This window comes from Enterobacter sp. CPE_E890 (assembly GCF_046521475.1).
GTDB lineage: Bacteria > Pseudomonadota > Gammaproteobacteria > Enterobacterales > Enterobacteriaceae > Enterobacter > Enterobacter adelaidei.
The window spans coordinates 1084879-1110529 of record NZ_JBKFZW010000001.1 but is presented as its reverse complement, the minus strand read 5'-3'; the positions used below and the strand labels follow the sequence as shown (position 1 = coordinate 1110529).

Annotated in this window: 24 protein-coding genes and 1 other RNA gene; 6 read left to right on the top strand and 19 right to left on the bottom strand. The window is 53.2% G+C overall.

The annotated features are described in order from the left end of the window. Positions 1-43: 43 nt before the first annotated feature. Positions 44-1465 carry a PLP-dependent aminotransferase family protein gene (locus tag ACLHV9_RS05370; RefSeq protein ID WP_407220222.1) on the top strand — a complete coding sequence of 474 codons (1422 nt, stop codon included), beginning with the start codon at positions 44-46 and terminating at the stop codon, positions 1463-1465. Between the two features lie 80 nt (positions 1466-1545). Here the strand turns inward: ACLHV9_RS05370 and ACLHV9_RS05365 are convergent, their stop codons facing one another. The 3 genes from ACLHV9_RS05365 to ffs all read right to left on the bottom strand — a co-directional run bounded on the left by ACLHV9_RS05365 (position 1546) and on the right by ffs (position 2367). Then, positions 1546-1761 (bottom strand): hypothetical protein, encoded by a 216-nt coding sequence (locus ACLHV9_RS05365; RefSeq protein ID WP_028017625.1) that lies wholly within the window; start codon positions 1759-1761, stop codon positions 1546-1548. After that, complete coding sequence (locus tag ACLHV9_RS05360) at positions 1758-2009, bottom strand: hypothetical protein (RefSeq protein WP_028017626.1); 252 nt, start codon at positions 2007-2009, stop codon at positions 1758-1760. The genes ACLHV9_RS05365 and ACLHV9_RS05360 overlap by 4 nt, the downstream gene beginning before the upstream one ends. Positions 2010-2270: 261 nt before the next feature. After that, positions 2271-2367: signal recognition particle sRNA small type (gene ffs / locus ACLHV9_RS05355), an RNA gene on the bottom strand. Positions 2368-2536: 169 nt separating this feature from the next. On the opposite strand from ffs, the gene ACLHV9_RS05350 reads away from it, so the two are divergent. Continuing rightward, entirely contained in the window at positions 2537-2848 is a 312-nt protein-coding gene (locus tag ACLHV9_RS05350; protein WP_129323831.1) for an MGMT family protein, read from the top strand. Between the two features lie 33 nt (positions 2849-2881). On the opposite strand, the gene ACLHV9_RS05345 is transcribed toward ACLHV9_RS05350, so the two are convergent. Then, complete coding sequence (locus ACLHV9_RS05345; RefSeq protein WP_028017628.1) at positions 2882-3409, bottom strand: YbaY family lipoprotein; 528 nt, start codon at positions 3407-3409, stop codon at positions 2882-2884. Positions 3410-3612: 203 nt separating this feature from the next. On the opposite strand from ACLHV9_RS05345, the gene tesB reads away from it, so the two are divergent. Then, positions 3613-4473 (top strand): acyl-CoA thioesterase II, encoded by an 861-nt coding sequence (gene tesB / locus ACLHV9_RS05340; RefSeq protein ID WP_028017629.1) that lies wholly within the window; start codon positions 3613-3615, stop codon positions 4471-4473. Positions 4474-4569: 96 nt separating this feature from the next. Here tesB and amtB read toward each other — a convergent pair whose 3' ends face one another. The 5 genes from amtB to ACLHV9_RS05315 form a co-directional block, all read right to left on the bottom strand. Next, positions 4570-5859 carry an ammonium transporter AmtB gene (gene amtB / locus ACLHV9_RS05335; protein WP_028017630.1) on the bottom strand — a complete coding sequence of 430 codons (1290 nt, stop codon included), beginning with the start codon at positions 5857-5859 and terminating at the stop codon, positions 4570-4572. Between the two features lie 35 nt (positions 5860-5894). Continuing rightward, a complete protein-coding gene (gene glnK, locus ACLHV9_RS05330; RefSeq protein ID WP_008503304.1) occupies positions 5895-6233 on the bottom strand; it encodes a P-II family nitrogen regulator in 339 nt (112 codons plus the stop codon). Between the two features lie 221 nt (positions 6234-6454). Next, entirely contained in the window at positions 6455-8236 is a 1782-nt protein-coding gene (locus ACLHV9_RS05325; protein ID WP_108090690.1) for a SmdB family multidrug efflux ABC transporter permease/ATP-binding protein, read from the bottom strand. Beyond that, the gene (locus ACLHV9_RS05320; protein WP_108090691.1) at positions 8229-10001 is read right to left on the bottom strand and encodes a SmdA family multidrug ABC transporter permease/ATP-binding protein; all 1773 of its coding nucleotides are present in this window, start codon (positions 9999-10001) and stop codon (positions 8229-8231) included. The genes ACLHV9_RS05325 and ACLHV9_RS05320 overlap by 8 nt, the downstream gene beginning before the upstream one ends. Before the next feature lie 30 nt (positions 10002-10031). Next, positions 10032-10490, bottom strand: a complete 459-nt coding sequence (locus ACLHV9_RS05315) for an Lrp/AsnC family transcriptional regulator (protein ID WP_015571267.1) — start codon at positions 10488-10490, stop codon at positions 10032-10034. Positions 10491-10605: 115 nt separating this feature from the next. Here ACLHV9_RS05315 and ACLHV9_RS05310 point away from each other — a divergent pair, with 115 nt between their 5' ends. After that, positions 10606-11652, top strand: a complete 1047-nt coding sequence (locus tag ACLHV9_RS05310) for a PLP-dependent cysteine synthase family protein (RefSeq protein ID WP_108090692.1) — start codon at positions 10606-10608, stop codon at positions 11650-11652. 40 nt (positions 11653-11692) lie between these two features. Here ACLHV9_RS05310 and cof read toward each other — a convergent pair whose 3' ends face one another. Further along, positions 11693-12511, bottom strand: a complete 819-nt coding sequence (gene cof, locus ACLHV9_RS05305) for an HMP-PP phosphatase (RefSeq protein ID WP_108090693.1) — start codon at positions 12509-12511, stop codon at positions 11693-11695. Between the two features lie 101 nt (positions 12512-12612). Here cof and ACLHV9_RS05300 point away from each other — a divergent pair, with 101 nt between their 5' ends. Beyond that, positions 12613-14313: an SgrR family transcriptional regulator gene (locus ACLHV9_RS05300; protein ID WP_407220221.1), complete on the top strand. Its 1701-nt coding sequence runs from the start codon at positions 12613-12615 to the stop codon at positions 14311-14313. 65 nt (positions 14314-14378) lie between these two features. Next, the gene (gene queC, locus ACLHV9_RS05295; protein WP_129323825.1) at positions 14379-15074 is read left to right on the top strand and encodes a 7-cyano-7-deazaguanine synthase QueC; all 696 of its coding nucleotides are present in this window, start codon (positions 14379-14381) and stop codon (positions 15072-15074) included. A gap of 62 nt (positions 15075-15136) precedes the next feature. Here the strand turns inward: queC and ACLHV9_RS05290 are convergent, their stop codons facing one another. The 9 genes from ACLHV9_RS05290 to bolA all read right to left on the bottom strand — a co-directional run bounded on the left by ACLHV9_RS05290 (position 15137) and on the right by bolA (position 25489). After that, complete coding sequence (locus ACLHV9_RS05290) at positions 15137-15535, bottom strand: YbgC/FadM family acyl-CoA thioesterase (RefSeq protein ID WP_028017637.1); 399 nt, start codon at positions 15533-15535, stop codon at positions 15137-15139. 99 nt (positions 15536-15634) lie between these two features. Continuing rightward, positions 15635-16003, bottom strand: coding sequence for a helix-hairpin-helix domain-containing protein (locus ACLHV9_RS05285; protein WP_129323824.1), 369 nt, complete (start codon positions 16001-16003; stop codon positions 15635-15637). A 148-nt stretch (positions 16004-16151) separates the two neighbouring features. Continuing rightward, the gene (gene ppiD / locus ACLHV9_RS05280; RefSeq protein WP_407220220.1) at positions 16152-18023 is read right to left on the bottom strand and encodes a peptidylprolyl isomerase; all 1872 of its coding nucleotides are present in this window, start codon (positions 18021-18023) and stop codon (positions 16152-16154) included. A 212-nt stretch (positions 18024-18235) separates the two neighbouring features. Then, positions 18236-18508 carry a nucleoid-associated protein HU-beta gene (gene hupB / locus ACLHV9_RS05275; protein WP_002444653.1) on the bottom strand — a complete coding sequence of 91 codons (273 nt, stop codon included), beginning with the start codon at positions 18506-18508 and terminating at the stop codon, positions 18236-18238. Positions 18509-18718: 210 nt separating this feature from the next. Continuing rightward, entirely contained in the window at positions 18719-21073 is a 2355-nt protein-coding gene (lon, locus tag ACLHV9_RS05270; RefSeq protein ID WP_049007494.1) for an endopeptidase La, read from the bottom strand. A 183-nt stretch (positions 21074-21256) separates the two neighbouring features. After that, entirely contained in the window at positions 21257-22531 is a 1275-nt protein-coding gene (gene clpX / locus ACLHV9_RS05265; protein WP_024906819.1) for an ATP-dependent protease ATP-binding subunit ClpX, read from the bottom strand. Positions 22532-22658: 127 nt separating this feature from the next. Beyond that, the gene (clpP, locus tag ACLHV9_RS05260; protein ID WP_020885210.1) at positions 22659-23282 is read right to left on the bottom strand and encodes an ATP-dependent Clp endopeptidase proteolytic subunit ClpP; all 624 of its coding nucleotides are present in this window, start codon (positions 23280-23282) and stop codon (positions 22659-22661) included. 260 nt (positions 23283-23542) lie between these two features. Beyond that, positions 23543-24841, bottom strand: coding sequence for a trigger factor (tig, locus tag ACLHV9_RS05255; RefSeq protein ID WP_028017642.1), 1299 nt, complete (start codon positions 24839-24841; stop codon positions 23543-23545). A gap of 330 nt (positions 24842-25171) precedes the next feature. Continuing rightward, positions 25172-25489: a transcriptional regulator BolA gene (gene bolA / locus ACLHV9_RS05250; protein WP_013095855.1), complete on the bottom strand. Its 318-nt coding sequence runs from the start codon at positions 25487-25489 to the stop codon at positions 25172-25174. Positions 25490-25651: the final 162 nt, after the last annotated feature.

The window sequence follows — 25651 nt, the reverse complement described above, 5'->3', positions numbered from 1 at the left end:
TGGCACTATGATTAATGTCCAGTTTTCAAATAGTGGACTGCATATGTCATCGCGTCGCTTCGGAAGTCAGTCTCTGGTACGTCTTTTAGGCCACTGGCAGCAAACCTCATCCCGCACCCCACTCTGGCGTCAGCTGGCCGACGCGCTGCGTCTGTTGATCCTTGATGGCAGGCTGGCACTGAATACGCGGCTACCAGGCGAACGGGAACTGGCCACCGCGCTGGATGTGAGCCGGACGACTATCAGCAGCGCCCTCGCCCATCTGCGCGAGGAGGGATACCTCGAAAGCCGCCACGGAAGCGGATCGCGCGTGATCCTCCCGGATACGCGCGCCGTTCCAACACTTTCAGCGGCAAGCGCCGCGCTGGATCTCTCCACTGCCGCGCTCAATGCCGGGCCAGAGATCCACCAGGCTTATACCCATGCGCTCACGGCCATTACCCAGCATCTCTCGCTGACGGGTTACGATCAGCTTGGGCTGCCGTCACTGCGGGAAGCCATCGCTGCACGCTATACCTCGCGTGGTCTTCCGACCCGGGCGGACGAGGTGATGGTGGTTAATGGAGCCGTCAGTGGTTTTGCGCTGGTACTGCGGATGATGACCGGGCCGGGGGATCGTGTCGTGGTCGATCATCCCACCTATCCGCTGGCGATTGCCGCCATTCAGGGGGCACAGTGTCGGCCCGTGGGGGTCTCACTGCCGGAAACCGGCTGGGATACGAATGGCTTTGCGGCAACGCTTGCCCAGACGGCGCCTCGTCTGGCGTATCTGATGCCAGACTTTCATAACCCAACCGGGCGATGTATGGATATAGCGACCCGCCAGGCACTAACCGATATCGCCGCACAGACCCGTACGGCGCTGGTGGTGGATGAGACGATGGTCGATCTCTGGTTTGACTCACCACCACCGCCACCGCTAGCCTCGTTTAACCCGCAAGCCAACGTAATCACGTTAGGTTCTGCCGGAAAAAGTTTCTGGGGAGGGCTGCGTCTCGGCTGGATCCGCGCCTCTTCGCGCACCATCGCGACACTCGCTCAGACCCGAGATACCCTGGATCTGGGATCTCCGCTGCTGGAGCAACTGGCGACGCTGTGGCTGATTAACAATAGCGAGACGTTTCTCCCTGCTCGACGAAAAATGTTGGCAGAACGACGAGATCGATGTGGTGAATTGCTACGCGAACATTTCCCGGAATGGAAATTTCATGAAGCGGAAGGTGGACTCTCATACTGGATCGAACTGCCTGGTATGCAGGCAACAGAGCTAGCCGCACGAGCGGAAATACTGGGGATCAACCTGGGGACCGGGACACGGTTTGGTTTATCGGGGGCGTTTGATCGCTATTTACGTATGCCTTTTTCGCTCGAACCGACAGAGCTTGAACAGGCTTTACTGAGGATTAAGCCACTCTGGCTCTCCCTGAATAAAAACGCGCCATCAGTAAAACGTAGTCTGGTGTAATATAAAAAACTTGAAGTTGATCATAAAATAAAAACTGCTGACTGTAATACATGCAGTCAGCAGTTTTCACCTGTCAGGATTTAGTGCTGAGGAGGAATAGGAAAGCCTTTCAGTGAAATAACGAAGTTTTCACCGTCTTTCTTTATTTTTGCGCCGGTATCGCACCAGTCAGACGCAATACGAAAGAACTCATCACTACCGACATTCCAGCCAAGACGTACATGCTTCACGTAGCCTGAACGCAACAAATCGCAGGCCTCTTTGTAGTCACTGGCAGTAGACAGTTGTTGTTTCATTTTCTCTTCTTCAGAAGTTTACGTAGAGCTTTGATTTCTTTAGGAGTAAAAGGAGAAACACTCTCTTCTTCCGTATGCTGATTATCAATATCCTCTTCCGATACTCCCGCCTCTTCTACTGCTTCAAATGCCAGCAGCAGCAGTTTCTCTGTCGTCACGCTTAAATTCTCGTTATTCACTTCCGCATAGTGACGAAGTCTTTCTTTTAGCGCGCCATCAATTTTAACGTTTAATACCGCAGTAGCCATGTTTGTCACTTCCCTTCGGAATAAGTGTTTTATTTAATACACGAAGTTAACAATGTTATCCAGATATATATTTTTTTGAGTTATGGAAGAAAATAGACATCCAATGATAAAATGACAGTCTATTATTACAGGTTTATGACAATAATATTTCAATACAATGAAATATATATTACACGATATAGGCGTACTAATATTGTGGACTAACCGTTTAAGGGGAAGGAGAAGCAGGGTAAGTCTTGCGGAGCCACAAATGGGTGGGGGCCCTGCCAGCTACATCCCGGCACACACGTCGTCTGCCCTGGCTGCTTCCTTCCGGACCTGACCTGGTGAACAGAGTAGCGTTGCGGGAGAACCAACAGAGCCCCCATTGAGAGCGTTGATAACCAACGCGCTGGCGCATTATCCCTGTGCTAACGCCCAATTGCAAGCTGCCAGGAACCGGATGCTGGTTTCTTGCGCAAACTGGCGCAGCAATCCTGACGATCTTCGTTTAACATGGCTGTCCAGTAAATCCCGCAGGTGAACGTATGGACGAACACGACTCATTTCCACAGCGTGTATGGCAAATCGTGGCCTCTGTTCCGGAAGGCTATGTTACCACCTATGGTGATGTCGCGCGTCTGGCGGGTTCCCCGCGTGCAGCGCGGCAGGTGGGCGGTGTCCTGAAAAGACTACCGGAAGGGAGTACCCTGCCCTGGCACCGGGTGGTGAACCGTCATGGTGTCATCTCGCTGACGGGTCCGGATCTCCAGCGTCAACGTCAGGCATTACTCTCAGAAGGTGTGCAGGTGTCGGGGTCCGGGCAGATCGATTTACAGAAGTATCGCTGGGAATATTGACCCCTCTCCCGAAGGAGAGGGGCAATGCAGAAATTACATCTGCGTCGGTGGGGTTGGCAGGGAAGGCTGATTGGTCTGCGGAGCAACCGGGACTTCGGTCTGCTGCACCGGCACCAGGTTCAGGTCAACTTTGGTCCCACCGTTGTTAATCGCTTCCTGGACCGTATCGGTGATAAAGACCAGCTTACCGTTAATGGTTACCGCTGCGCTCAGCAGGATACGGGCATTAGGCTGCACGTCTGATGGGTTGTACGGCAACACGAAGCTAAACGGTGCTTGCTTACCTTCAGTACGGACGGCACGCTGCGCCAGCACTTTCGACGGCGCGTCTGCCAGAGAAGCATCAGACAGGGTTACCGTTAATACCGCATCCGGCGGTAAGGCCACTTTCTGTTTAATCCAGATGGTACCGGAAACGTTAGGCTGCTGAATGGATTGCTGAGAAAGGGTATTAATCCCGTTTGGGTCTGCTGCTGGCACTGGCACCTGGGCGCTCTTACCGGCACAGGCGGACAACGCCACCGCAATAGCTACACCACTTAGCATGGGCACGAGTTTCATTGAAGTCTCCTTATCATCAATGCACCAGCGGGATCGATCCCATCCGATGTCGTTTCAATCACATAACGTATTCAAGTGTGGCACAGATCACTGATTAATGCCTGAGATCGTCCCGATATTCAGATTATTCTACCCATCGGACCACTTTCATTTCTGCGTTATACTCTGCCTATCTTTCGCTACGGCGTTTATTGAGGACAACTATGAGTCAGGCACTGAACAATCTGCTGACATTACTGAATCTGGAAAAAATTGAGGAAGGACTCTTTCGCGGACAGAGCGAAGATTTGGGCTTACGCCAGGTCTTCGGCGGGCAAGTCGTTGGACAAGCGCTGTACGCTGCAAAGGAGACTGTCCCGGCAGACCGTCTGGTGCATTCATTCCACAGCTACTTCTTACGCCCTGGCGATAGCGCAAAACCGATTGTTTATGACGTCGAAGTCTTGCGAGATGGCAACAGTTTCAGCGCGCGCCGCGTAGCAGCCATTCAGAACGGTAAGCCAATCTTTTACATGACCGCCTCTTTCCAGGCACCTGAAACCGGATATGAGCACCAGAAGGCGATGCCTCCGGCCCCGGTACCCGACGAGCTGAAATCTGAAACCGACATCGCCCGCGCGCTGGCGCATCTGCTTCCACCGCAGGTCAAAGAGAAGTTCCTCTGTGACAAGCCGCTTGAGATCCGTCCCGTCGAGTTCCATAACCCGATGAAAGGTCACACCGCCGAGCCGACGCGCCAGGTCTGGATCCGGGCTAACGGTAATGTGCCAGAAGACTTCCGCGTTCATCAGTATTTGCTGGGTTATGCGTCTGATTTCAACTTCCTGCCGGTGGCGCTGCAGCCGCACGGCGTCGGGTTCCTGGAAAAAGGGATGCAGGTTGCGACGATTGATCACTCCATGTGGTTCCACCGTCCTTTCAACATGAATGAGTGGTTGCTCTACAGTGTGGAAAGTACGTCGGCATCAAGCGCACGCGGGTTTGTACGTGGGGAGTTTTATACCCAGGATGGCGTGCTGGTGGCCTCGACGGTACAGGAAGGGGTGATGCGTAATCGCGGGTGATTATGTGCGGCCTGATGCCCTCACCCTGACCCTCTCCCACGGGGAGAGGGAATACACACTAAAAACGGCAACCTGAGGTTGCCGTTTTGCTGTTTATTACGCGTTATACGCATTCTCGCCGTGGCTGTTGACGTCCAGACCTTCGCGCTCCTGCTCTTCCGGTACGCGCAGACCGACCGTCATGTCCGCCAGTTTATAGCCAATGAAGGCCACTACAGCAGACCACACAACGGTGATAGCAATACTTTCCAGCTGTACCAGCAGCTGATGAGCCATGGTGACGCCTTCTGCATAACCCACGCCACCGAGAGATTTCGCGGCGAAGATACCTGTCATGATACAACCGATGATGCCGCACACGCCGTGTACACCAAACACATCGCAAGGGTCATCAACGCGCAGAATACGTTTCAGTGCAGTCACGCCCCACAGACCCGCCAGACCGGACACCAGGCCGACCAGCAGCGCACCGCCTACACCTACATAACCACACGCAGGCGTGATGCCAACCAGACCGGCAATCGCCCCTGAACAGGCACCCAGGAGGGAAGGTTTACCGCGCACCGCCCACTCACCAAACACCCAGGAGAGGATTGCACCCGCCGTTGCCACTACAGTGTTCACGAAAGCCAGTGCGGCAATTTCGTTCGCAGCACTTGCCGAACCGGCGTTGAAGCCGAACCAGCCAAAGTAGAGGATCGCAGTACCCGTAAAGACCATCGGCAGGTTGTGCGGTTTGAACGCCTCTTTACCGAAGCCAACACGTTTGCCAATCAGGTATGCGCCCACCAGACCTGCGACCGCAGCGTTGATGTGTACAACGGTACCACCTGCGAAGTCCAGCGCACCGTGCGTTGCCAGCAGACCACCGCCCCAGACCATATGTGCAATTGGCACATAGGAGAGCGTCAGCCAGACCACGACAAAAATCAGCACCGCAGAGAAGCGAATACGTTCAGCCAGCGCGCCCACAATCAGCCCCACGGTAATACAGGCGAACGAGCCCTGGAAAGCAACATGGATGTACTGGTAGAAGCTGCCCATCAGCGCGGTCAGCTCAATATTTTTCAGCATCACCCAGTCGAAGTTGCCAAAGAAGGCGTTGCCCGTGCCGAAGGCCAGCGAGTAACCGTAAACCACCCATAGCACGCAGACCAGTGCAAACGTCACGGCAACCTGCGTCAGCATGGAGAGAACGTTTTTGCCACGGATCAGGCCGCCGTAAAACAGCGCGATGCCCGGAATAGACATGAACAGCACCAGCGCGGTGCTGATCATCATAAAGGCGTTATCGGCTTTGTCTGCCACCGCAGGAGCAGCAGCCAGCGCCAGGCCCGGCAGCAGTGCCAGCGAACCCAGACCCGTTTTAAGTGTTGCTATCTTCATTTTCTCGATCCCTATCACTGTGTGCCAGGAGTTACTTACAGTGCCGCTTCGTCAGATTCGCCGGTACGGATGCGAATGACGCGCTGCAGTTCGGCAACGAAAATTTTGCCGTCGCCAATTTTGCCGGTGTAGGCCGCTTTGCTGATCACATCGATGACTTCATCAAGCTGGTCATCAGCAATCGCGACATCAATTTTTACTTTTGGCAGGAAGTTAACGCTGTATTCCGCCCCGCGATAAAGCTCGGCATGACCTTTCTGACGACCAAAGCCTTTCACTTCGGTGACAGTCAGTCCCTGAATACCCATTGAAGACAACGCTTCACGCACGTCTTCGAGTTTGAATGGTTTGATTACAACCGTAACCAGCTTCATAGATCCCCTCCAGTCAGAATTCGGTAATGGCCGCAGCTAACGCAGAGGATATTGCAAGGGGTGTGCCAGAAATGAAAAACAGGGTGAATCGCGGTGCAAGGAGCGTTACGCGGCCTTGATCAACAAACGGGTGAAAAAAAAACGCACCATGCCGGTGCACAGTGCGTTTCAGTTTTGCACCAACAGGAATGGCTGTTAGTGCGCCGCCTCATTTTGGTGCGTCAGGCGCTCAGTGACTCTTCCTCGCGCACGCTGGCAGCCAGCTCTTCGCCTGCCAGTTGCAACTGGTACATCTGCCAGTAGCGCCCTTTTGCTTCCAGCAACTCCCGGTGTGTACCGCGCTCAACGGCTTGTCCACGGTGCAGCACCAGAATAGTATCCGCATCAACAATCGTGGAAAGGCGGTGGGCAATTACCACCAGCGTCGTATGGTCACGCACGGCGGCCAGCGCCTGCTGGATAGCTTGTTCGGTACCGGAATCAATACTGGCCGTTGCTTCGTCCAGAATCAAAATTTGCGGCGTTTCAATCAGTACCCGCGCCAGCGCCAGAAGCTGTTTTTGCCCAACAGAGAGATTGTTCCCCTGCTCACCCAGCTTCGTATTGATCCCGTCGCTGAACCCACGAGCCAACTCTGCCAGCTGCACTTTCTCCAGCACCTCCCAGACCTGTTCATGGGTATAGTCCCGACCCAGCGTCACGTTGGCGTAGAAGGTATCCGCCATCACGACCGGATCCTGCTGCACCATTGCAACGCCTTTACGTAACACATTATGGTTGAGAGACGCGAGCGGGCGTCCGTCGAGGCGAATTTCACCTTGGCTTAGCGGGTAGTAACCCATCAACAGGCTTGCGAGCGTACTCTTACCGCTGCCGGTATGCCCCACCAGCGCAACAAAGCCCCGCGACGGGACATCTAGCGTGATGTCCTGCAATACCAGCCGGTCTTCGCGATAAGCAAACGAGACGTTATCAAAGGCAATGGCCCCGCTTTGCAGCGCGCGGTCATCGTTGCCGTAGGTCTGACGCGGTCTGTCCATCAACTCGAACACTCGCTCCCCTGCCACGACGGCCTGCTGGAGCATCGACTGCTGTGTCGTAAGCTCAATCAACGGTTCGTTAAGGCGGCCAAGGTAGCTGATAAAAGCATACAGGACCCCAACCTCAATGGTTCCGTGAGTGGTCAGGCCAAACAGCATGAGCAGACCACAGAGCACCAGCGCGGAGAAGAGGCTCAACAGCGGGCGCAACAGGAAACCGTCCAGCCGCAGCGTCTGCATACGCGCCATATAGTGTGAACGACTGGCTTCGCCCATCCGCTCGCCAAAACGTGCCTGCTGGCGGAACTGCTGGATGACGCTCATGCCGTTGATCACTTCATTGAAGCCATCATTAATATCGGCCAGATAGGCTCGCACCCGACGCACAATGGGAGTGCTGTAACGTTGATAGATAATCATCACAATCAACACCGCCGGGAAGATGGTGATCGCCACCAATGCCATACGCCAGTCGAGGCTGAACATCGCCACCAGCATCGCGCCAATCAGCGCCGCGCTGCGCAGGACGGTTGCCACCACGGTGACGTACAGATCGCGGATCACCTCCGTATCGTTGGTCACGCGTGAAATCACCTGCCCGACCGGCTGGGTATCAAACTCGCTGAGCGGCTGGCGCAGCGCAGCGTCCATGACATCGGTACGCAACTGCTGCACGACCCCCACGGCTGCACGGTTAAACAGCAACGACTGGGCATAATGAAGCCCCGCCGCCGTCAGCTGTAAGCCAACGTAAGCCACACCCAGGCCCGCCACCAGCCCCAGAGGAAGGTAGCTTTTGGCAACCATATTGTCGATGAAATAGCTAATAAGCAGTGGACCGCTGACTTCAGCAATCGCCGCAATCCAGAGCAACAGCACGGCAACAGACAGCGGTTTTCGCCACGGTGAACCGTAGGCCAGCAGACGTTTTAGCGTCGGCCACATCGAGCCAAATTTACGCATTAGCGGCCTCCGTATCCTGCTCCGGGGCATCATCCAGCGCCGCTTCAAGCTGTTGATAACGATACATGTCGCGATACCAGCCCGGTTGCTCAGCCAGTTTTTCATGCTGCCCGCGCTGGGCAATGTGGCCATGCTGCAACACTAAAATTTCGCTGGCTTCCGCCAACGCCGACAAACGGTGGGCACTGATAATCACCGTACGTCCGTCGCCCCACTGGCGCAGGTTATGCAGGATCTGGTGCTCGGTACGCCCATCCACAGCGGAAAGCGCATCATCAAGAATCAGGATTTCGGCATTGAGAAGCAGCGCGCGGGCAATTGAGATTCGCTGCTTTTGTCCTCCGGACAACATGACGCCACGTTCCCCGACTTCCGTTTCGTAGCCCTGCGGCAGACGCAAAATATCATCATGTACGCTGGCTAAACGCGCCACATGCTCAATCTCTTCCTGCGTCGCCGACGGGCGTCCGAGGGCGATATTGTTTGCTACCGTGTCCGAAAATAAAAACGGCGTCTGGCTGACGACCGCCAGACGACCCCGCCAGTCGTCCAGCAGCAGTTGCGTCAGGGGAATATCATGGAAGCGAATATCACCCTGCGTGACGTCAAAGTGGCGCTGAATCAGTGAGAGCACGGTACTTTTGCCAGAACCTGTTGGGCCACAAATGCCCAACATCTGACCAGGCTTGAGCGTAAAACTAACGTTCTCCAGTACCGGATGTTCCGTTTGCGGATAAACAAACTTACGGACGTCAACATTTATGACACCGCGCCCTTCCGGTACGGCTTGGTTGCCGTCATTCACCACCGGTGCTTCGGCCAGCATGGCACGAATACGGCTGTAGGCGGCGCTGCCGCGCTCCACGATGTTAAACATCCAGGCCAGTGCCAGCATCGGCCAGATCATCAGCCCCAGGTACATCGCAAAGCTGGTCAATTGTCCCAGGGTTAACGAGCCCTGTACCACCATCCAGCTCCCCCCACCAATAGCCAGCAGGTTTGCCATGCCGATCGCGACATAGATTGTCGGGTCAAAACGCGCATCAATTCGCGCGACGCGCATGTTCTTCGCCCCCGTGTCTGCGGCATCGGCGGCAAACAGTGCTGATTGCCGGTCCTCCAGACCAAAGGCTTTAATCATACGGATGCTGGTCATACTCTCCTGCGTACGGTCGTTCAGTGAAGAGAACGCCGCCTGCGCCAGCTTAAAGCGCTCATGCAGTTGCTCACCAAAACGGTTGATCGCCAGTGCCATCAGCGGCATCGGCAACAATGCCAGCAGGGTGAGCTGCCAGCTGATCTGGGTCGACATCACAATCAGGACTGCGCACCCCATGACCAGAGAATCCACCAGCGTTAACACCCCTTCTCCTGCGGCGAACACCACGCGATCGACGTCGTTTGTCGCGCGTGCGATGAGATCCCCGGTGCGATGTCGCAGATAAAACTCTGGGTGTTGCCGGCTCAGCTGGCGGTAAAAATCTTCACGCAGCTCAACGGCCAGCTGATAGGAAGCGCCAAAAAGGAGCACGCGCCAGACGTAGCGCAGCAGATAGACAATGACGGCCGTCAGCACCAGCGTGCCAACCCACATCAACACCCGTGCGGTGGTGTAATGCTGTTCGGTGACGCCATCCACGACGTAGCCCACCACCTTCGGCGGGATCAGCTGCAGAATGGCAATGATAATAAGCAGGGCTACTGCACCGAGGTAGCGTTGCCACTCCCGACGAAAGTACCAGCTTAATTGGGCAAATAATCGCACGCGGTTTGTTCCTGAAGGTATTTTACGAAGTTATTCAATAGGTAGTGCTGTGGTGTATTTAATCTGTTCCATGGCGAAGCTCGAGGTGACGTCCGACAAGCCCGGCACGCTGTTCACCAGTCGTTTGTAAAAATCGTCATAGCGCTTCATGTCAGCTACCTGAACGCGCATCAGGTAATCGTACTCTCCGGCCATACGCCAGAAACCGAGCACCTCAGGCATGTCAGAAACCTGAGTGACAAAACGGCAATACCACTCGCTGCTGTGATGCTGGGTTTTAATCAGCACAAATGCCGTTAACCCAAGCCCCAGTTTTTCGGGATCTAATAACGCGACGCGTCCCAGAAGAATGCCGTCATCTTCAAGCTTCTTGAGGCGCTTCCAGCACGGTGTGGTGGTCAGATTAACGGCATCTGCCAGCGCCTGCAAAGAGAGGGTACAGTCACTTTGCAGCAATGAAAGGAGCTTGCGGTCAATTTTATCTAGCATACCCACCTCACAGAGAAAATTTTTCTCCCTTCATTCTATTTTAAAGGCAAGATAGCAACAATTTTTTCTGTGCTTTTCGCTATGCTGGGCACAAAATGACAAACGGATAACTACGATGAATAGCTCCTGGGTTAAACATGCCATCAGCGAAATCAATGCCGACTATCAGCGCTCGGCGGATACGCACCTGATTCGACTTTCCCTGCCGGGATTTGACGGTATTCAGCTCTATCTGAAAGATGAAAGCACCCATCCTACCGGTAGCCTGAAGCATCGCCTGGCGCGTTCACTGTTTTTATACGGTTTATGTAACGGCTGGATTAAAGAAGGTACCACCATCATTGAATCCTCATCCGGTTCAACGGCGGTGTCTGAAGCCTATTTTGCCCGCCTGCTGGGTTTACCCTTCATCGCCGTGATGCCTTCCTGCACGACGAAACGTAAAATTGAACAGATCGAATTCTACGGCGGACGATGCCACTTTGTGGAAAGCGCCTGTGAAATCTACGCGGCATCTGAAATGCTGGCACGCGAGCTGAACGGCCACTACATGGATCAGTTCACCTTTGCGGAACGAGCCACCGACTGGCGCGGTAATAACAATATCGCCGACAGTATTTTCCGTCAGATGTCCCACGAGCCGCATCCCGTTCCCTCATACATTGTGATGAGCGCCGGGACGGGCGGCACCTCCGCCACCATCGGGCGTTATATCCGCTGCCAGGGCTACGACACCCAACTAATGGTGGTTGATCCGCAAAACTCCGTGTTCCTCGACTACTGGCAGAACCGCGATATCGGCCTGCGCAGCCCGGTGGGCAGTAAAATTGAAGGGATTGGCCGCCCACGCGTGGAACCGTCGTTCATCCCGGATGTGGTGGATGAGATGTTGCGCGTGCCGGATGCCGCAAGTGTCGCCACCGCGCACTGGCTGGAGACCCAGCTTGGCCGCAAAGTCGGCGCTTCTACCGGGACCAATATGTGGGGAGCCCTGCAGCTCGCAGTGCGCATGCGTGAAGAAGGTCGAACAGGATCCATCGTCACCCTGCTCTGCGACAGCGGCGAGCGCTACCTTGAGACCTATTACAATGCGCAATGGGTGCAGGCAAATATCGGCGATATTGAGCCCTGGAAAGCGCAAATTGCACAGCTGGTGAAATAAAAAAAGCCAGACCGAAGTCTGGCTTGCTGGAAGGGTCTCACTATTCGGGGGAATATGGGAGTTTGTTGTTGTCCAGCCAATGCGTCAAAAAATGGGACACCGCTTCGTTACCGCAATGCCCGATAACAGGCAGATGAGGAAGTTCTGCAATTAGCTGCGGCATCGCATTCCCCATTATCAAACCGCGACCCACGCTGCCCAGCATCTCGCGGTCATTCATGGCATCGCCAAACGCCATACAATCCTGCAGTGTGAAGCCCAGGTGGTCACTCAGTACCGCCAGGGCAGAACCTTTGTTACAGCCCACGGGGAGCACTTCCAGGCAATCCACCGCCGAGAAGGTCAGGTGCGCCTTGTCACCCAGAGCCTCATTTAACTGAATGCGCAATCGACAGAGATCGTCATGATCGCCACAAAAACAGATTTTGGTCACCGCATGGGCAGGGATCCGACGCAGATCGATAAGCTGATATTTAAAACCGCTGTAGACATGCGCATGCAACAGCTCCGGTATTTCACGCCCGGTAAACCAGCCGTTATCGTTAAAAACATGGAGGCTGGCCTGCGTATCCCAGGTACTGTGTAGCACGATATCCGCCACTTCCGGGTTAAGATCCTGACGGTGCAGAACGTCCCCTTCCACGGAATGAATGCGCGTCCCGTTGCCCGTGATCAGAAAAGCGTCCAGGGAAAACGCCCCCAGTAAATGGCGCATCTCCAGCACATGGCGACCGGTGGCAAACGTCAGAGTGACATCACGCTCGTGCAGACGCTTCAGCGTATTCAGGGTTTTCTCCCCTAAACGGTGATCCGGCATTAACAGCGTACCGTCCATATCAAATGCAGCGAGCCGAGCCATGATTACTCCTGAAGTGTGATGCGGTTAACTTGTGCTTCAGTATTACGTGAGATATACGGAAGTAATAGTGAATAGATGATAAATATTGTTCCGGGTTTCTCATGCGCCAGCTCAACCGACTCAACCAGTATCACCGTTTGTGGCAGCCTTCCGCTGGCGCGACACAACACGTCACCATCAGCGAACTGGCCACCCGCTGTTTCTGTAGTGAAAGACATGTTCGAACGCTGCTGCGTCAGGCTCATGACGCGGGATGGCTTACCTGGCGTGCACAGTCTGGTCGCGGAAAGCGCGGTGAACTGACGTTCCATGTCACCCCGGAGTCACTGCGCAATGCGATGATGGAAGAGGCTCTGAAGCATGGACAGCAGCACAATGCGCTTGAGCTGGCCCAGCTTGCGCCACAAGAGTTACGTTCATTGCTGCATCCGTTCTTAGGCGGACAGTGGCAAAACGATACGCCGACGCTGCGCATTCCCTATTACCGCTCACTGGATCCCCTTCATCCGGGTTTTTTACCCGGCCGGGCAGAACAGCACCTGGCAGGACAGGTTTTTTCCGGGTTAACACGCTTTCACGGCGACAGCAGTGAACCAACTGGCGATCTTGCCCATCACTGGGAAGTGTCAGAGGACGGTTTGCGCTGGCATTTTTATATTCGCTCAACGCTACACTGGCATAACGGTGATAAGGTCGAAACCATGCAGCTTCAACAAAGCCTGATGGCACTGCTTGCCCTGCCTTCCTTGCGTAAGTTGTTCCAGAGCGTCTTACATATTGAAGTCACCCATCCCCAGTGCCTGACCTTTATCCTGCATCAACCGGACTTCTGGCTGGCGCACCGGTTGGCAACCTACTGTAGCCGGCTTGCGCATCCCGACCAGCCGATGACGGGTAGCGGCCCCTTCAGACTCAGCGTGTACGACCCCGACCTGGTGCGCCTTGAAAGCCACGAACAGTACCATCTCAGCCATCCATTGCTTAAAGCTATCGAATACTGGATAACACCGTCGCTGTTTGACTATGGGTTAGGTACCAGCTGTCGCCATCCGGTGCAGATCGCCATTGGCGAGCCGGATGAACTGGAGCGCCTGCGTCTGGTCACTAACAGCACCAGTCTGGGTTTTTGTTATCTCACCCTGAAGCAAAGCCCGCACCTGAGTGAAATGCAGGCGCGGCGGCTCATCAATATCATCCATCTCTCAACGCTTCTGCATACGCTTCCACTGGATGAAGGGTTGATTACCCCGACAGAGGAGTTACTTCCCGGCTGGGCGATCCCGCAGTGGCCTGATTTAACGAATGTACCTCTGCCGGAAAAATTAACACTGGCTTACCATTTGCCCGTCGAGTTACATACGATGGCAAGCCAACTAAAACTGTATCTTGCGCAACAGGGCTGTGAGCTTACGGTCATCTTTTACGATGCGAAAACCTGGGACGGATGCCAAAATCTTGCTGATGCTGACATCATGATGGGGGACAGACTGATTGGCGAAGCGCCGGAATATACGCTTGAACAATGGCTGCGCTGTGACGTCTTATGGGCACACCTGCTGAACGCGCCGCAATTTGCCCATCTGCAGGCCACTCTGGACGCCGTACAGACCCAGACCGACGAACAGGCCAGACATGCCGGGCTCAAAGCCATTTTCTCACAGCTCATGGAAAAAGCTGTACTAACGCCACTGTTCAACTATCAATACCAGATCAGCGCCCCGCCAGGGGTCAACGGTATTCGGCTCAACACTCGCGGCTGGTTTGATTTTACCGAAGCCTGGCTGCCCGCCCCCAAGTCGTGAAGAAGCTGGTCGCCGTCGTGGTCAGGCGGTAACATAACGTTTTATCGTAACTATCGAGATGATTTATGAAACGTGCCGTCGTCGTGTTCAGCGGAGGACAAGATTCTACTACCTGCCTGGTTCAGGCCCTTCATCAGTATGATGAAGTTCACTGTGTCACTTTCGATTACGGTCAACGCCATCGCGCTGAAATCGACGTTGCGCGTGAACTGGCTCTGAAACTGGGCGCACGCGCGCACAAGGTGCTGGACGTTACGCTGTTAAATGAACTCGCCGTCAGTAGCCTCACACGCGACAGTATTCCTGTACCTGACTATGTACCTGACGCCAGCGGTATCCCAAATACCTTTGTTCCTGGCCGTAATATTCTTTTTCTGACCCTGACGGCGATTTATGCTTACCAGGTGCAAGCCGAAGCGGTGATCACCGGCGTGTGTGAGACCGACTTCTCTGGCTACCCGGACTGCCGCGACGAGTTCGTGAAGGCACTAAACCACGCGGTCAATCTTGGGATGGCAAAAGAGACGCGCTTTGAAACACCACTGATGTGGCTGAATAAAGCAGAGACCTGGGCACTGGCGGACTACTGGGGCAAACTGGACCTGGTTCGCAGTGAAACCCTCACCTGCTATAACGGTATCAAAGGCGACGGTTGCGGTCAGTGCGCCGCTTGTAACCTGCGTGCCAACGGGCTTAATCACTACCTGGCCGATAAGGCCGGCGTAATGGCCGCGATGCAGAAAAAAACCGGACTGAAATAGAGTTACTTCACCGTGCTGTCGACGAATGAGCGTCGACAGCACAGGTGAACTGGAAAAATACCCTACACGATCATCTGCTCCAGCTTTTCACGCAACTCTCCTTCCAGCGGCAGCGCTTTCTGGGTTTTAAGATCAATACAGACAAAGGTAATGAGAGCATCAGCCACCACCTGTCCTTCGGGATCCAGCGTCACCACCTGACTTAACACGCCACTCTTCCCATTTAGCTGCTGTACCTGGCTGGTGACAGTCAGCACATCCCCCAGTACGGCAGGACGGCGGTAGTTAATATTAATATTGACGACCACGAACGCGATGTTATGCGCAGTCAGCCATTGAAAACTTTCGCTGTTTTCCAGACCGTCCCAGCGAGCCTCCTCAAGAAACTCAAGATAGCGGGCGTTATTGACATGCTGGTATACATCAAGATGGAAACCGCGAACTTTGATTTTTGTCTGCATAGCGCAATAGCCTTTAGTGTTGTTATAGGATTAGAGGTCACAACTGGTATGACCTCATTATCCTGGCAAATTTTTGCAGCAGTGCAAGAAATTGCTTTTTTACAACGTCAGGTGTGAGAGATTGCGCTCAACCAGTGAGCTACCCATCCCCGGGACCTGCTTCAGGTCGTCGACCGTTTTAAAGGGGCCATACTCTTCACGGTAGCTGACGATGGCCTGCGCCTTTTTCAGCCCTACCCCATTCATCACGCGAGCGATATCCTCTGCTGATGCTGAATTGATGCTGACTCGCGAGCTATCATTGTCAGCCGCTTTGTTACTCCCTGTTGTTTTGGCGGGAGCATTCGTTTGTGCTGGTGTCTCTGCCTGACTTTGTACGACCTGTGCTTTTGCAGCCAGCGCGCCAGCGCTCATCCCGGTGGTGGCAATAGCCAGTGTAATGAGCAGTACTTTGATTCCACATTTCATGCTGTTATCTCCTTGTTTGTTGACAGCCACACCACGATAGCCGCCCCGGAAAACAGGCACAAACGACAGATAACAGAAATGGAAAAGGCCGCGAAAGCGGCCTTTAGTTTTTGCAGAGCGTTACGAAAATCTGCGAGCAGTTACGTAATTATTGCTGCTGAGTCATCACATCGCCCAGCTTAATCTTGGCTTCTTTACGCAGGTTGCTCATCATCGCCTCGAAAGCAATCTGGGCGTTGTTCTGGGTAATCCCCTGAACCATCGCTTTCTTCTGCGCTTCTGGCATCGTGCCGGCTTTCACTTCATCCAGCGCCAGCAGAACCACATTGCCCTGCATATCCGTTGTGGTACCGAAGCTCGGTTTGTCTTTTGCTGGCAGGGAGAGACCAAACGCAGCCTGGCTGATTGGATCCTGACCGGTACGGCTCAACGTTTTCGCCTCACCGAAGCTCAGGCCAGCGGCTTTCAGCGCGTCCTGTTTGCCCGCTTTCAGATCAACCAGAATCTTCTCCGCATCCAGTTTCGCCTGTTGTTCAGCTTTGTTGTGCTTAACCTGGGCGACAATCTGATCCTTCACTTCCGTCAGCGGTTTAATCGCTTCTGGTTTGTGCTCGCTGACACGCAGAACAAATGCACGATCGCCGTCAACGGTAATGATGTCAGAGTTACTGCCAGGGGTGCCATTCTCGCCCACCAGACCACCGTTGAAGATGGCATCAGAAACCGGTTTGAAGTTCAGCTCTTCCGGCAGGTTGTCACGTCCAAACCAGCCCGTCTCAACCGCTTTCACACCAGCCGCCTGCTCTGCACCAGCCAGAGACTCGTTGTCGTTGCTGGCGGCATCGCTCACTTTCTGCTGCAGCGCGTAGTAGGCATCCAGCGCTTTCTCTTGCTTCACTTTCGCCGCGATATCATCACGAACCTCAGCCAGTGGTTTGGTTTTCGCAGGGATAATATCGTCCAGACGCGCGACCAGGAAACCAACGGAAGACTTGATTACGCCAGAGAGCTGGCCTTTGTCTTTCAGACCGGCATTTTTCAACTCATCAGGGGTCGTTGCATCTTCCAGCCAGCCCATATCACCGCCGTTTTTCGCGGAGATAATATCGGTGGATTTCGCTTTCGCGACGGTGGCGAAATCAGCACCTTTGCTCAGTTCGTCCAGAACCGCCTTAGCATCTGCTTCCGTTTTAGTCTGGATCACGCTGTAGCGGTTACGCTGCGGCTGAGTGAACTGATCCTGATGTTGATCGTAGTAAGACTGGATTTCCGCATCTGACGCAGTTTCCTGCAACGCTGCAGCATCCAGCTTGATGTAGCTCACACGGAACTGCTCCGGAGAAATAAAGGAATTCTTATTCTGCTCGTACCAGGCATTAACGTCAGCGTCGCTCACCTGCTGTTTCGCGGCCAGGGCATTCACATCAATGGTCGCTTCACGTACAACGCGCTGCTGCGACACTAATGCTGCCAGTTCATCCGTTTCACCTTTGAGCATGAAATCGGTACCCACGACGGCATTGATGAGCTGCTGGGTGGTTAGCTGGTTACGCAGCGCCTGAGCGTACTGATCGGCCGTCATCCCCATCTGGTTGACGATGCTGTTGTAACGTGCGTTGTCGAATTTGCCGTTAGACTGGAAGGCTTGTGTAGAGAAGATGGCTTTTTTCACCTGCTCATCACTGATGCCCAGACCCAGTTTTTTTGCATACTGATCCAGCAGCGCTTCGTCGATAAGACGGTTCAGTGTCTGTTGGCGCAGGGTCTTCATATACCCTTCGTTCGCCGCCAGTTCAGAGAATTGGTCGCCCAGCTGTTGCTGCATACGGTTACGTTCACCGGCAAAAGCATTCTCGAACTGACCACGGCTGATTTCCTGGCCATTCACTTTTGCGGCATAGTTCGCGCCACCGCCAATAAGGTAACTGCTCACGCCGGTCAATATGAACGACACGATAATGATACCGAAAATAATCTTGAGCACGAGACTGTTAGCAGCCGTGCGTAAGCTGTCCATCATGGTGTAACAACACTCCGCTGTAGGTGACTGGTTACCTGACGCTGACGGAAAATCCTGCCCGTCGCGCGTGAAGGCGTATTGTGACAAGAAAACGGGGCGATTGTCAGCCCACAACTCGCATAAACTCGCACAAATCAGGTCTGGACAAACAAAAAAGGCACATCAAATGATGCGCCCTTGTACTATTCAGCTTCCCTGAATCGGGAAAGCAATCAGTTTACTGCGTCTTTCAGCGCTTTACCTGCACGGAAACCCGGCACTTTAGCAGCAGCAATGGTGATCTCTTTACCGGTCTGAGGGTTGCGGCCAGTACGGGCAGCACGCTCTTTAACAGCAAAAGTACCGAAGCCTACCAGTGCAACGTCGTCCCCAGCCTGCAGAGATTCAGTAACAGAAGCAATTAATGCATCTAACGCACGTCCAGCTGCAGCCTTAGAAATATCAGCACCAGCAGCAATTTTGTCAATCAGTTGAGATTTATTCACTGTTCTCTTCCTCTCTTTATAATTTATATCGCGCCTGAATCCTTCACAACGCGACCGCGCAGCAGTTATATCAGGCCTGCCATGACCTTACAACACCCGTTGTTGATGGCTGACCTAATCAGCAATCTAAATTAGCTATACAAAAAAAGGCTGGCAAGTGCGAAATGACTTACCAGCCTTGTTTTTATTGACGCTCTTTGCGCGAGGTCACTATTTTGCGGTTACAACCTGCATTCCGGAGGGTTCATTCTGCAGTGCGAGACTAAGAACTTCCTCAATGCGTTTAACCGGATGGATCTGCAGATCGGCAATTACGTTGTCCGGAATCTCTTCCAGATCGCGTTTATTCTCGTAAGGAATCAATACCGTTTTGATCCCACCACGATGTGCAGCCAGCAGTTTTTCTTTTAATCCACCGATTGGCAGCACCTGTCCACGCAGGGTAATTTCCCCCGTCATCGCCACATCGGCACGCACCGGGTTACCTGTCAGACAGGAAACCAGAGCGGTACACATGGCAATACCCGCGCTTGGGCCATCTTTCGGCGTCGCGCCTTCAGGAACGTGAACGTGGATGTCGCGTTTTTCGTAGAAATCCGGGTTAATACCCAGTTTTTCCGCGCGCGCACGTACCACGGTCAATGCAGCCTGAATGGATTCCTGCATCACTTCGCCCAGAGAGCCGGTGTAGGTCAGCTTGCCTTTACCCGGTACACAGGCGGTTTCGATGGTCAGCAGATCGCCACCCACTTCCGTCCATGCCAGACCCGTCACCTGACCCACGCGGTTTTCGTTGTCCGCGCGACCATAGTCGAAACGCTGAACGCCGAGATAGGCATGCAGATTGTCGCCGTTAATCACAATGTGTTTCAGGCTCTTATCCAGCAGCAGCTGTTTCACCGCTTTACGGCACAGTTTAGAGATTTCACGCTCAAGACTACGCACGCCCGCTTCACGGGTGTAGTAGCGGATGATGCCAATAATCGCGCTGTCCTCTACGGTCAGCTCGTTGGCTTTCAGCGCGTTACGCTCAATCTGTTTCGGCAGCAGGTGCTGCTTAGCGATGTTCAGCTTCTCATCTTCGGTATAACCGGAGAGACGGATCACTTCCATACGGTCCAACAGCGGGGCCGGAATGTTCATGGAGTTGGAGGTCGCCACGAACATCACATCGCTCAGGTCGTAGTCCACTTCCAGGTAGTGATCGCTGAACGCCACGTTCTGTTCTGGATCAAGCACTTCCAGCAGCGCAGACGCAGGATCGCCACGCATGTCCGATGACATTTTGTCGATCTCATCGAGCAGGAACAGCGGGTTTTTAACGCCCACTTTCGCCATCTTCTGGATCAGTTTACCCGGCATAGAACCGATGTAGGTACGACGGTGACCGCGGATTTCCGCTTCATCGCGTACACCACCCAGCGCCATACGGATGTACTTACGCCCGGTCGCCTTGGCTATGGACTGACCCAGGGAGGTTTTACCCACACCAGGAGGTCCTACCAGGCACAAAATTGGGCCTTTGATTTTGTTTACACGGCTTTGTACCGCGAGGTACTCAAGAATACGGTCTTTCACGCGTTCCAGGCCGTAGTGGTCGGTATCGAGGATTTCCTGGGCCTGACGCAGGTCTTTTTTGACCTTGCTGCGGGCGTTCCACGGAACCTGCACCATCCACTCAATGTAGCCGCGTACAACGGTCGCTTCAGCCGACATTGGAGACATCATTTTCAGCTTCTGCAGTTCCGCTTCCGCTTTCTCTTTTGCCTCTTTTGGCATCTTCGCCGCGTCGATCTTGCGCTTCAACGCTTCGTTTTCGTCCGGCGCATCGTCCATCTCGCCCAGTTCTTTCTGAATAGCTTTCATTTGCTCATTCAGATAGTACTCACGCTGAGATTTCTCCATCTGCTTTTTCACGCGGTTGCGAATACGCTTCTCAACCTGCAGCAGATCGATTTCAGACTCCATCATCGCCATCAGATATTCCAGACGCTCGTTAACGTCGGACATTTCCAGCACGGACTGTTTGTCAGCCAGCTTCAGCGGCATATGTGCAGCGATGGTGTCCGCCAGACGGGCAGGATCGTCGATGCTGTTCAGCGACGTCAGCACTTCTGGTGGGATTTTCTTGTTCAGCTTGATATAGCCTTCAAACTGGCTGATCGCGGTGCGTACAAGCACTTCCTGCTCGCGTTCATCAAGCTGAGGCGAATCAAGGTACTCTGCCTTCGCAGAGAAATGTTCGCCATTGTCAGACAGAGTGGTAATACGCGCACGCTGCAGGCCTTCTACCAGCACCTTGACGGTGCCGTCAGGCAGCTTCAGCATCTGCAAAATAGAGGCCACGGTCCCGACGGTGAAAAGATCGTTTACACCCGGCTCATCCGTTGATGCTTCCTTCTGCGCCACCAGCATGATTTTTTTATCATGATCCATGGCGGATTCGAGGCAACGGATAGATTTTTCCCGCCCTACAAATAAGGGTATGACCATGTGCGGATAAACCACCACATCGCGCAACGGCAATACGGGGATTTCAATGCGTTCAGAACGCTCAGGATTCATAGAGCTCTCTCTTAGTTTAGTGTCCGCCAGGTAAGCTGGTCATGTAACAGTACTTCACACAACCATTAACATGTATCCAGTATATGGGGATGTTTCCCACACATTCAACGCCATGAATACGGAAAAAGTAAAGGGGAGATAAAATCCCCCCTTTTTGATTAACTGCTTGTATGATTTGGTGAATTATTCGCCAGATGCTTGCTGCGCTTCCGGTTTACCATAAATCAGCAGCGGTTTGGTTTGACCGCTAATGACGGACTCGTCAATCACCACTTTCTCAACGTCTTCCATCGACGGCAGATCGTACATGGTATCCAGCAGTGCCGCTTCAACAATTGAACGCAGGCCACGGGCACCGGTTTTACGGATCATCGCTTTCTTGGCAATCGCATCCAGCGCTTCGTCACGGAACTCCAGATCAACGCCTTCAAGATTGAACAGCGCCTGATACTGTTTAGTCAGCGCATTTTTCGGTTCTTTCAGGATCTGGATCAGCGCGTCTTCGCTCAGCTCATTCAGCGTGGCCACAACCGGCAGACGGCCGATGAATTCAGGGATCAGACCGAATTTGATCAGATCTTCTGGTTCAACCTGAGATAGCAGTTCGCCTTCGTTCGGTTTTTCTGACGTCGATTTCACCGTAGCGCCAAAACCAATGCCGGAGCCGGTTTCAACACGGTGGGAGATAACTTTATCCAGACCCGCAAACGCACCACCACAGATGAACAGGATCTTGGAGGTATCAACCTGCAGGAACTCCTGCTGCGGATGTTTACGACCACCCTGTGGAGGAACGGCCGCAACAGTTCCTTCGATCAGCTTCAGCAGTGCCTGCTGTACGCCCTCGCCTGACACATCACGGGTAATGGACGGGTTATCAGATTTACGAGAGATCTTGTCGATCTCATCGATGTAAACAATCCCGCGCTGGGCTTTCTGTACGTCGTAATCGCACTTCTGCAGCAGTTTCTGGATGATGTTTTCTACATCTTCACCCACATAACCCGCTTCGGTCAGAGTGGTAGCGTCCGCCATGGTGAACGGAACATCCAGCAGACGCGCCAGAGTTTCAGCCAGCAGCGTTTTACCGGAACCGGTTGGGCCGATCAGCAAAATGTTACTTTTACCCAGTTCTACGCCATTGCTGGTATCACCATTACGCAGACGTTTGTAGTGGTTATATACCGCTACCGCCAGCACTTTCTTAGCCTGCTCCTGACCGATGACATAATCGTCAAGGTGATGACGAATTTCATGCGGAGTTGGCAGCGCGCTACGCTCACGGTGTGGCGCAACTTCTTTAATCTCTTCGCGAATGATGTCGTTACATAAATCGACACATTCGTCGCAGATATACACGGACGGCCCGGCAATCAGTTTACGCACTTCATGCTGGCTTTTGCCGCAAAAAGAGCAGTACAGCAGTTTGCCCGAACCATCTTTGCGTTTATCTGTCATGAGTCCAAACCTCTTTTTAAGTTCTTTGTGCCGCACATGACGACGCAAATGCCATTCTAAGACGCAAGCTGCTCTCAGGCAGAGTGCCGCCCTACTTTAGTATAGCGGCACACTTGCGTCGCGGGCATCAATTACGATGGGTCAATACGGAGTCGACTAAGCCGTACTCAACTGCCTCTGAAGCAGAGAGGAAGCGATCGCGCTCGGTATCGCGCTCGATCTGCTCAAGCGATTGACCTGTATGCTGCGCCATGAGTTCATTCATGCGCGCTTTTACTTTCAGAATTTCACGGGCGTGGATTTCAATATCCGTCGCCTGCCCCTGGTAACCACCCAGCGGCTGGTGAATCATCACGCGGGAATTAGGTAAGCAGAAACGCTTGCCTTTAGCCCCTGCTGTTAACAGGAACGCGCCCATAGATGCAGCCTGACCCATACAGATAGTGCTTACATCAGGCTTGATGAATTGCATGGTGTCATAAATAGACATACCTGCCGTAATCACGCCACCCGGGGAGTTAATGTACAGGTAAATGTCTTTTTCCGGGTTTTCCGCTTCCAGAAACAGCATCTGCGCCACGATCAGGTTAGCCATGTGGTCTTCCACCTGACCGGTTAGAAAGATAACGCGTTCCTTGAGCAGACGGGAATAGATATCAAAAGAACGCTCACCACGTGAGGTCTGTTCAATAACCATTGGCACCAGCGCCATATGGGGTGCAAAGTTATCTCGTTCGCCACTGTATGACATTTCCGTCTCCTGGATCAAAATTGAAAACACCTGCTGTACTGATTGTAACCTTACGGACGGATTATCAGCCAGTCTCATTCATCGTGATTACACACTTATGGGGTTCACTGTGCCCTATTTCAAGCATAACAACCTTTTGTTGTTACGCTAACACTGAAAGGGCGTTTTAGCACTCTTCCTGGGCTATTGGTGTGATAAAAAAAACCCGCTGCCACAAGGCAACGGGTTTTCTGTTCAAACTTTAAACCTTTGGGGCGAAATTACGCCTGCTGGTTCATCAGTTCGTTGAAAGAGGTCGCTTTTTCGGACACTTTAGCTTTCGCCAGTACCGCTTCAACTGCCTGCTCTTCCAGTGCGACATTGCGCATGTTGTCCATCAGCTCTTTGTTTTTACCGTAGAACTCGATAACTTCTGATGGATCTTCGTATGCAGACGCCATCTCTTCGATCAGGCCTTTCACACGCTCTTCGTCAGCTTTCAGCTCGTGGGTACGAATGACTTCGCCCAACAGCAGGCCAACAACAACGCGGCGTTTAGCTTGCTCTTCGAACAGCTCACGCGGCAGTTCCATCGCTTGCTGCTGGTTGCCACCGAAACGCTGTGCAGCCTGACGGCGCAGCACGTCGATTTCGCTGTCGATCAGGGCAGCTGGAACGTCGATGTCGTTCGCTTTCACCAGACCTTCGATCGCCTGAGATTTCACACGGTTACGCACAGCGCCGTTCAGCTCGCGCTCCATGTTTTTACGCACTTCTGTACGCAGACCCGCTACAGAACCATCTTCCACGCCGAAACGTTTGATGAATTCTTCAGTCAGTTCTGGCAGTTCGCGCTCTTCAACTTTCTTCAGATTGATAACGAACTTGGCCGCTTTACCTTTCAGGTTTTCAGCGTGGTACTCTTCAGGGAAGGTCACATCAATAGTGAACTCTTCGCCAGCTTTGTGGCCTTTGATACCGTCTTCGAAGCCTGGGATCATACGACCCTGACCCATTGCCAGTACGAAATCAGACGCTTTACCGCCTTCGAACTCTTCGCCGTCTACAGAACCGGTGAAGTCGATGGTCACACGGTCTTCCGCGTCTACAGCGCCTTCTTTCTCTTTCCAGTTCGCCTGCTGCTTACGCAGGGTGTCCAACATGCCGTCAACATCTTCGTCAGTCACGGACACAATCGGTTTTTCAACTTCGATTGATTCCAGACCCTTCAGCTCAACTTCCGGATACACTTCGAACTCTACGGAGTAGGTGAAGTCTTCGCCCAGTTTGTATTCGCCTGGAACGTAGTTTGGCGCGCCGGCCGGATTGATTTTTTCTTTGATGATCGCATCAATAAAGTTACGGCTCATCAGTTCACCCAGCACATCCTGACGCACGGAAGCGCCATAACGCTGAGCAACAACATTCATTGGTACTTTGCCCTTACGGAAGCCGTCAATACGTACTTTTTTTGCTACGTTGACCAGCTCGCTTTTCACAGCAGTTTCGATGCTGTCAGCAGCGATAGTAATCGTTACACGGCGGCCAAGGCCTTGAGTGGTTTCAACTGAAACTTGCATCTTGTTACCTCAAAAAAATCACAGTGCTCGGTCAACTCTGAATCTGTCTGTTATACCGGGATGCTCTCTTAGTGCAGATTCACATTCCCTGTCGCCAGAATCATCCCGAAGACATTCAATAAGACGCGGCATTATAGCGGCATCACTTAGGTGAGTCGAGAACGGTTGGGGCATGTTGCTGCGGCTTTTTTCACACTTTAAGGCTATTTTTAGCCTTAAAATCGCACCATCCGCTCAAAACTCAGACAAAACAAAACGGCCCGGAGGCCGTTTTGAGGAAATCTTTAAGCAACATACTGGAAAAACTCCAGCCGTTGCAAATCCGATTTATCAGGCGATGGTGCCAGCACCGCGGCAAGGCGGCGATGCGAAAACCGTATCCTGCAAGCCTTCCCATTCCTTAATGGTGTAGGTATGCAATGCCAGCGCATGTACGGTTGTGGAGAGTTCTTCCGTCAAGGTGCTGTAGATCAAGCGGTGTCGGTTCAGGAAACGTTCTCCCGTGAAGCGATCGCTAACCAGAACCACTTTAAAGTGGCTTTCAGAACCTGCCGGCACGTTATGACGATAGCTTTCGTCGACGACTTCGAGGAACACAGGGTTGAACGCTGCCCTTAATTTATCTTCTATCTGCTCACGTATCATCATGAAATTACTCCTCCGACAACGCCAGGATGTCACCCATCCCTTTAAATGTTAGCCGCTTTTACCGTTTCCATTACACCTTGACAACAAATATTTAGCTTTCGTCTGATTTTCTCATTCAAACGAATGAAGTTAACTGTGTGGCTCATACCTTTTGTCATTCAC

What these genes read in the sequence shown, in the direction of transcription:
- ACLHV9_RS05325 (WP_108090690.1), bottom strand. Translation starts at nt 8,236, where the DNA reads ATGCGTAAATTTGGCTCGATGTGGCCGACGCTAAAACGTCTGCTGGCC.
- ACLHV9_RS05290 (WP_028017637.1), bottom strand. Translation starts at nt 15,535, where the DNA reads ATGCAGACAAAAATCAAAGTTCGCGGTTTCCATCTTGATGTATACCAG.
- queC (WP_129323825.1), top strand. Translation starts at nt 14,379, where the DNA reads ATGAAACGTGCCGTCGTCGTGTTCAGCGGAGGACAAGATTCTACTACC.
- tesB (WP_028017629.1), top strand. Translation starts at nt 3,613, where the DNA reads ATGAGTCAGGCACTGAACAATCTGCTGACATTACTGAATCTGGAAAAA.
- ACLHV9_RS05350 (WP_129323831.1), top strand. Translation starts at nt 2,537, where the DNA reads ATGGACGAACACGACTCATTTCCACAGCGTGTATGGCAAATCGTGGCC.
- ACLHV9_RS05285 (WP_129323824.1), bottom strand. Translation starts at nt 16,003, where the DNA reads ATGAAATGTGGAATCAAAGTACTGCTCATTACACTGGCTATTGCCACC.
- amtB (WP_028017630.1), bottom strand. Translation starts at nt 5,859, where the DNA reads ATGAAGATAGCAACACTTAAAACGGGTCTGGGTTCGCTGGCACTGCTG.
- ACLHV9_RS05315 (WP_015571267.1), bottom strand. Translation starts at nt 10,490, where the DNA reads ATGCTAGATAAAATTGACCGCAAGCTCCTTTCATTGCTGCAAAGTGAC.
- lon (WP_049007494.1), bottom strand. Translation starts at nt 21,073, where the DNA reads ATGAATCCTGAGCGTTCTGAACGCATTGAAATCCCCGTATTGCCGTTG.
- ACLHV9_RS05345 (WP_028017628.1), bottom strand. Translation starts at nt 3,409, where the DNA reads ATGAAACTCGTGCCCATGCTAAGTGGTGTAGCTATTGCGGTGGCGTTG.
- ACLHV9_RS05300 (WP_407220221.1), top strand. Translation starts at nt 12,613, where the DNA reads ATGCGCCAGCTCAACCGACTCAACCAGTATCACCGTTTGTGGCAGCCT.
- clpP (WP_020885210.1), bottom strand. Translation starts at nt 23,282, where the DNA reads ATGTCATACAGTGGCGAACGAGATAACTTTGCACCCCATATGGCGCTG.
- tig (WP_028017642.1), bottom strand. Translation starts at nt 24,841, where the DNA reads ATGCAAGTTTCAGTTGAAACCACTCAAGGCCTTGGCCGCCGTGTAACG.
- ppiD (WP_407220220.1), bottom strand. Translation starts at nt 18,023, where the DNA reads ATGATGGACAGCTTACGCACGGCTGCTAACAGTCTCGTGCTCAAGATT.
- ACLHV9_RS05360 (WP_028017626.1), bottom strand. Translation starts at nt 2,009, where the DNA reads ATGGCTACTGCGGTATTAAACGTTAAAATTGATGGCGCGCTAAAAGAA.
- bolA (WP_013095855.1), bottom strand. Translation starts at nt 25,489, where the DNA reads ATGATGATACGTGAGCAGATAGAAGATAAATTAAGGGCAGCGTTCAAC.
- ACLHV9_RS05310 (WP_108090692.1), top strand. Translation starts at nt 10,606, where the DNA reads ATGAATAGCTCCTGGGTTAAACATGCCATCAGCGAAATCAATGCCGAC.
- clpX (WP_024906819.1), bottom strand. Translation starts at nt 22,531, where the DNA reads ATGACAGATAAACGCAAAGATGGTTCGGGCAAACTGCTGTACTGCTCT.
- cof (WP_108090693.1), bottom strand. Translation starts at nt 12,511, where the DNA reads ATGGCTCGGCTCGCTGCATTTGATATGGACGGTACGCTGTTAATGCCG.
- ACLHV9_RS05370 (WP_407220222.1), top strand. Translation starts at nt 44, where the DNA reads ATGTCATCGCGTCGCTTCGGAAGTCAGTCTCTGGTACGTCTTTTAGGC.
- ACLHV9_RS05365 (WP_028017625.1), bottom strand. Translation starts at nt 1,761, where the DNA reads ATGAAACAACAACTGTCTACTGCCAGTGACTACAAAGAGGCCTGCGAT.
- glnK (WP_008503304.1), bottom strand. Translation starts at nt 6,233, where the DNA reads ATGAAGCTGGTTACGGTTGTAATCAAACCATTCAAACTCGAAGACGTG.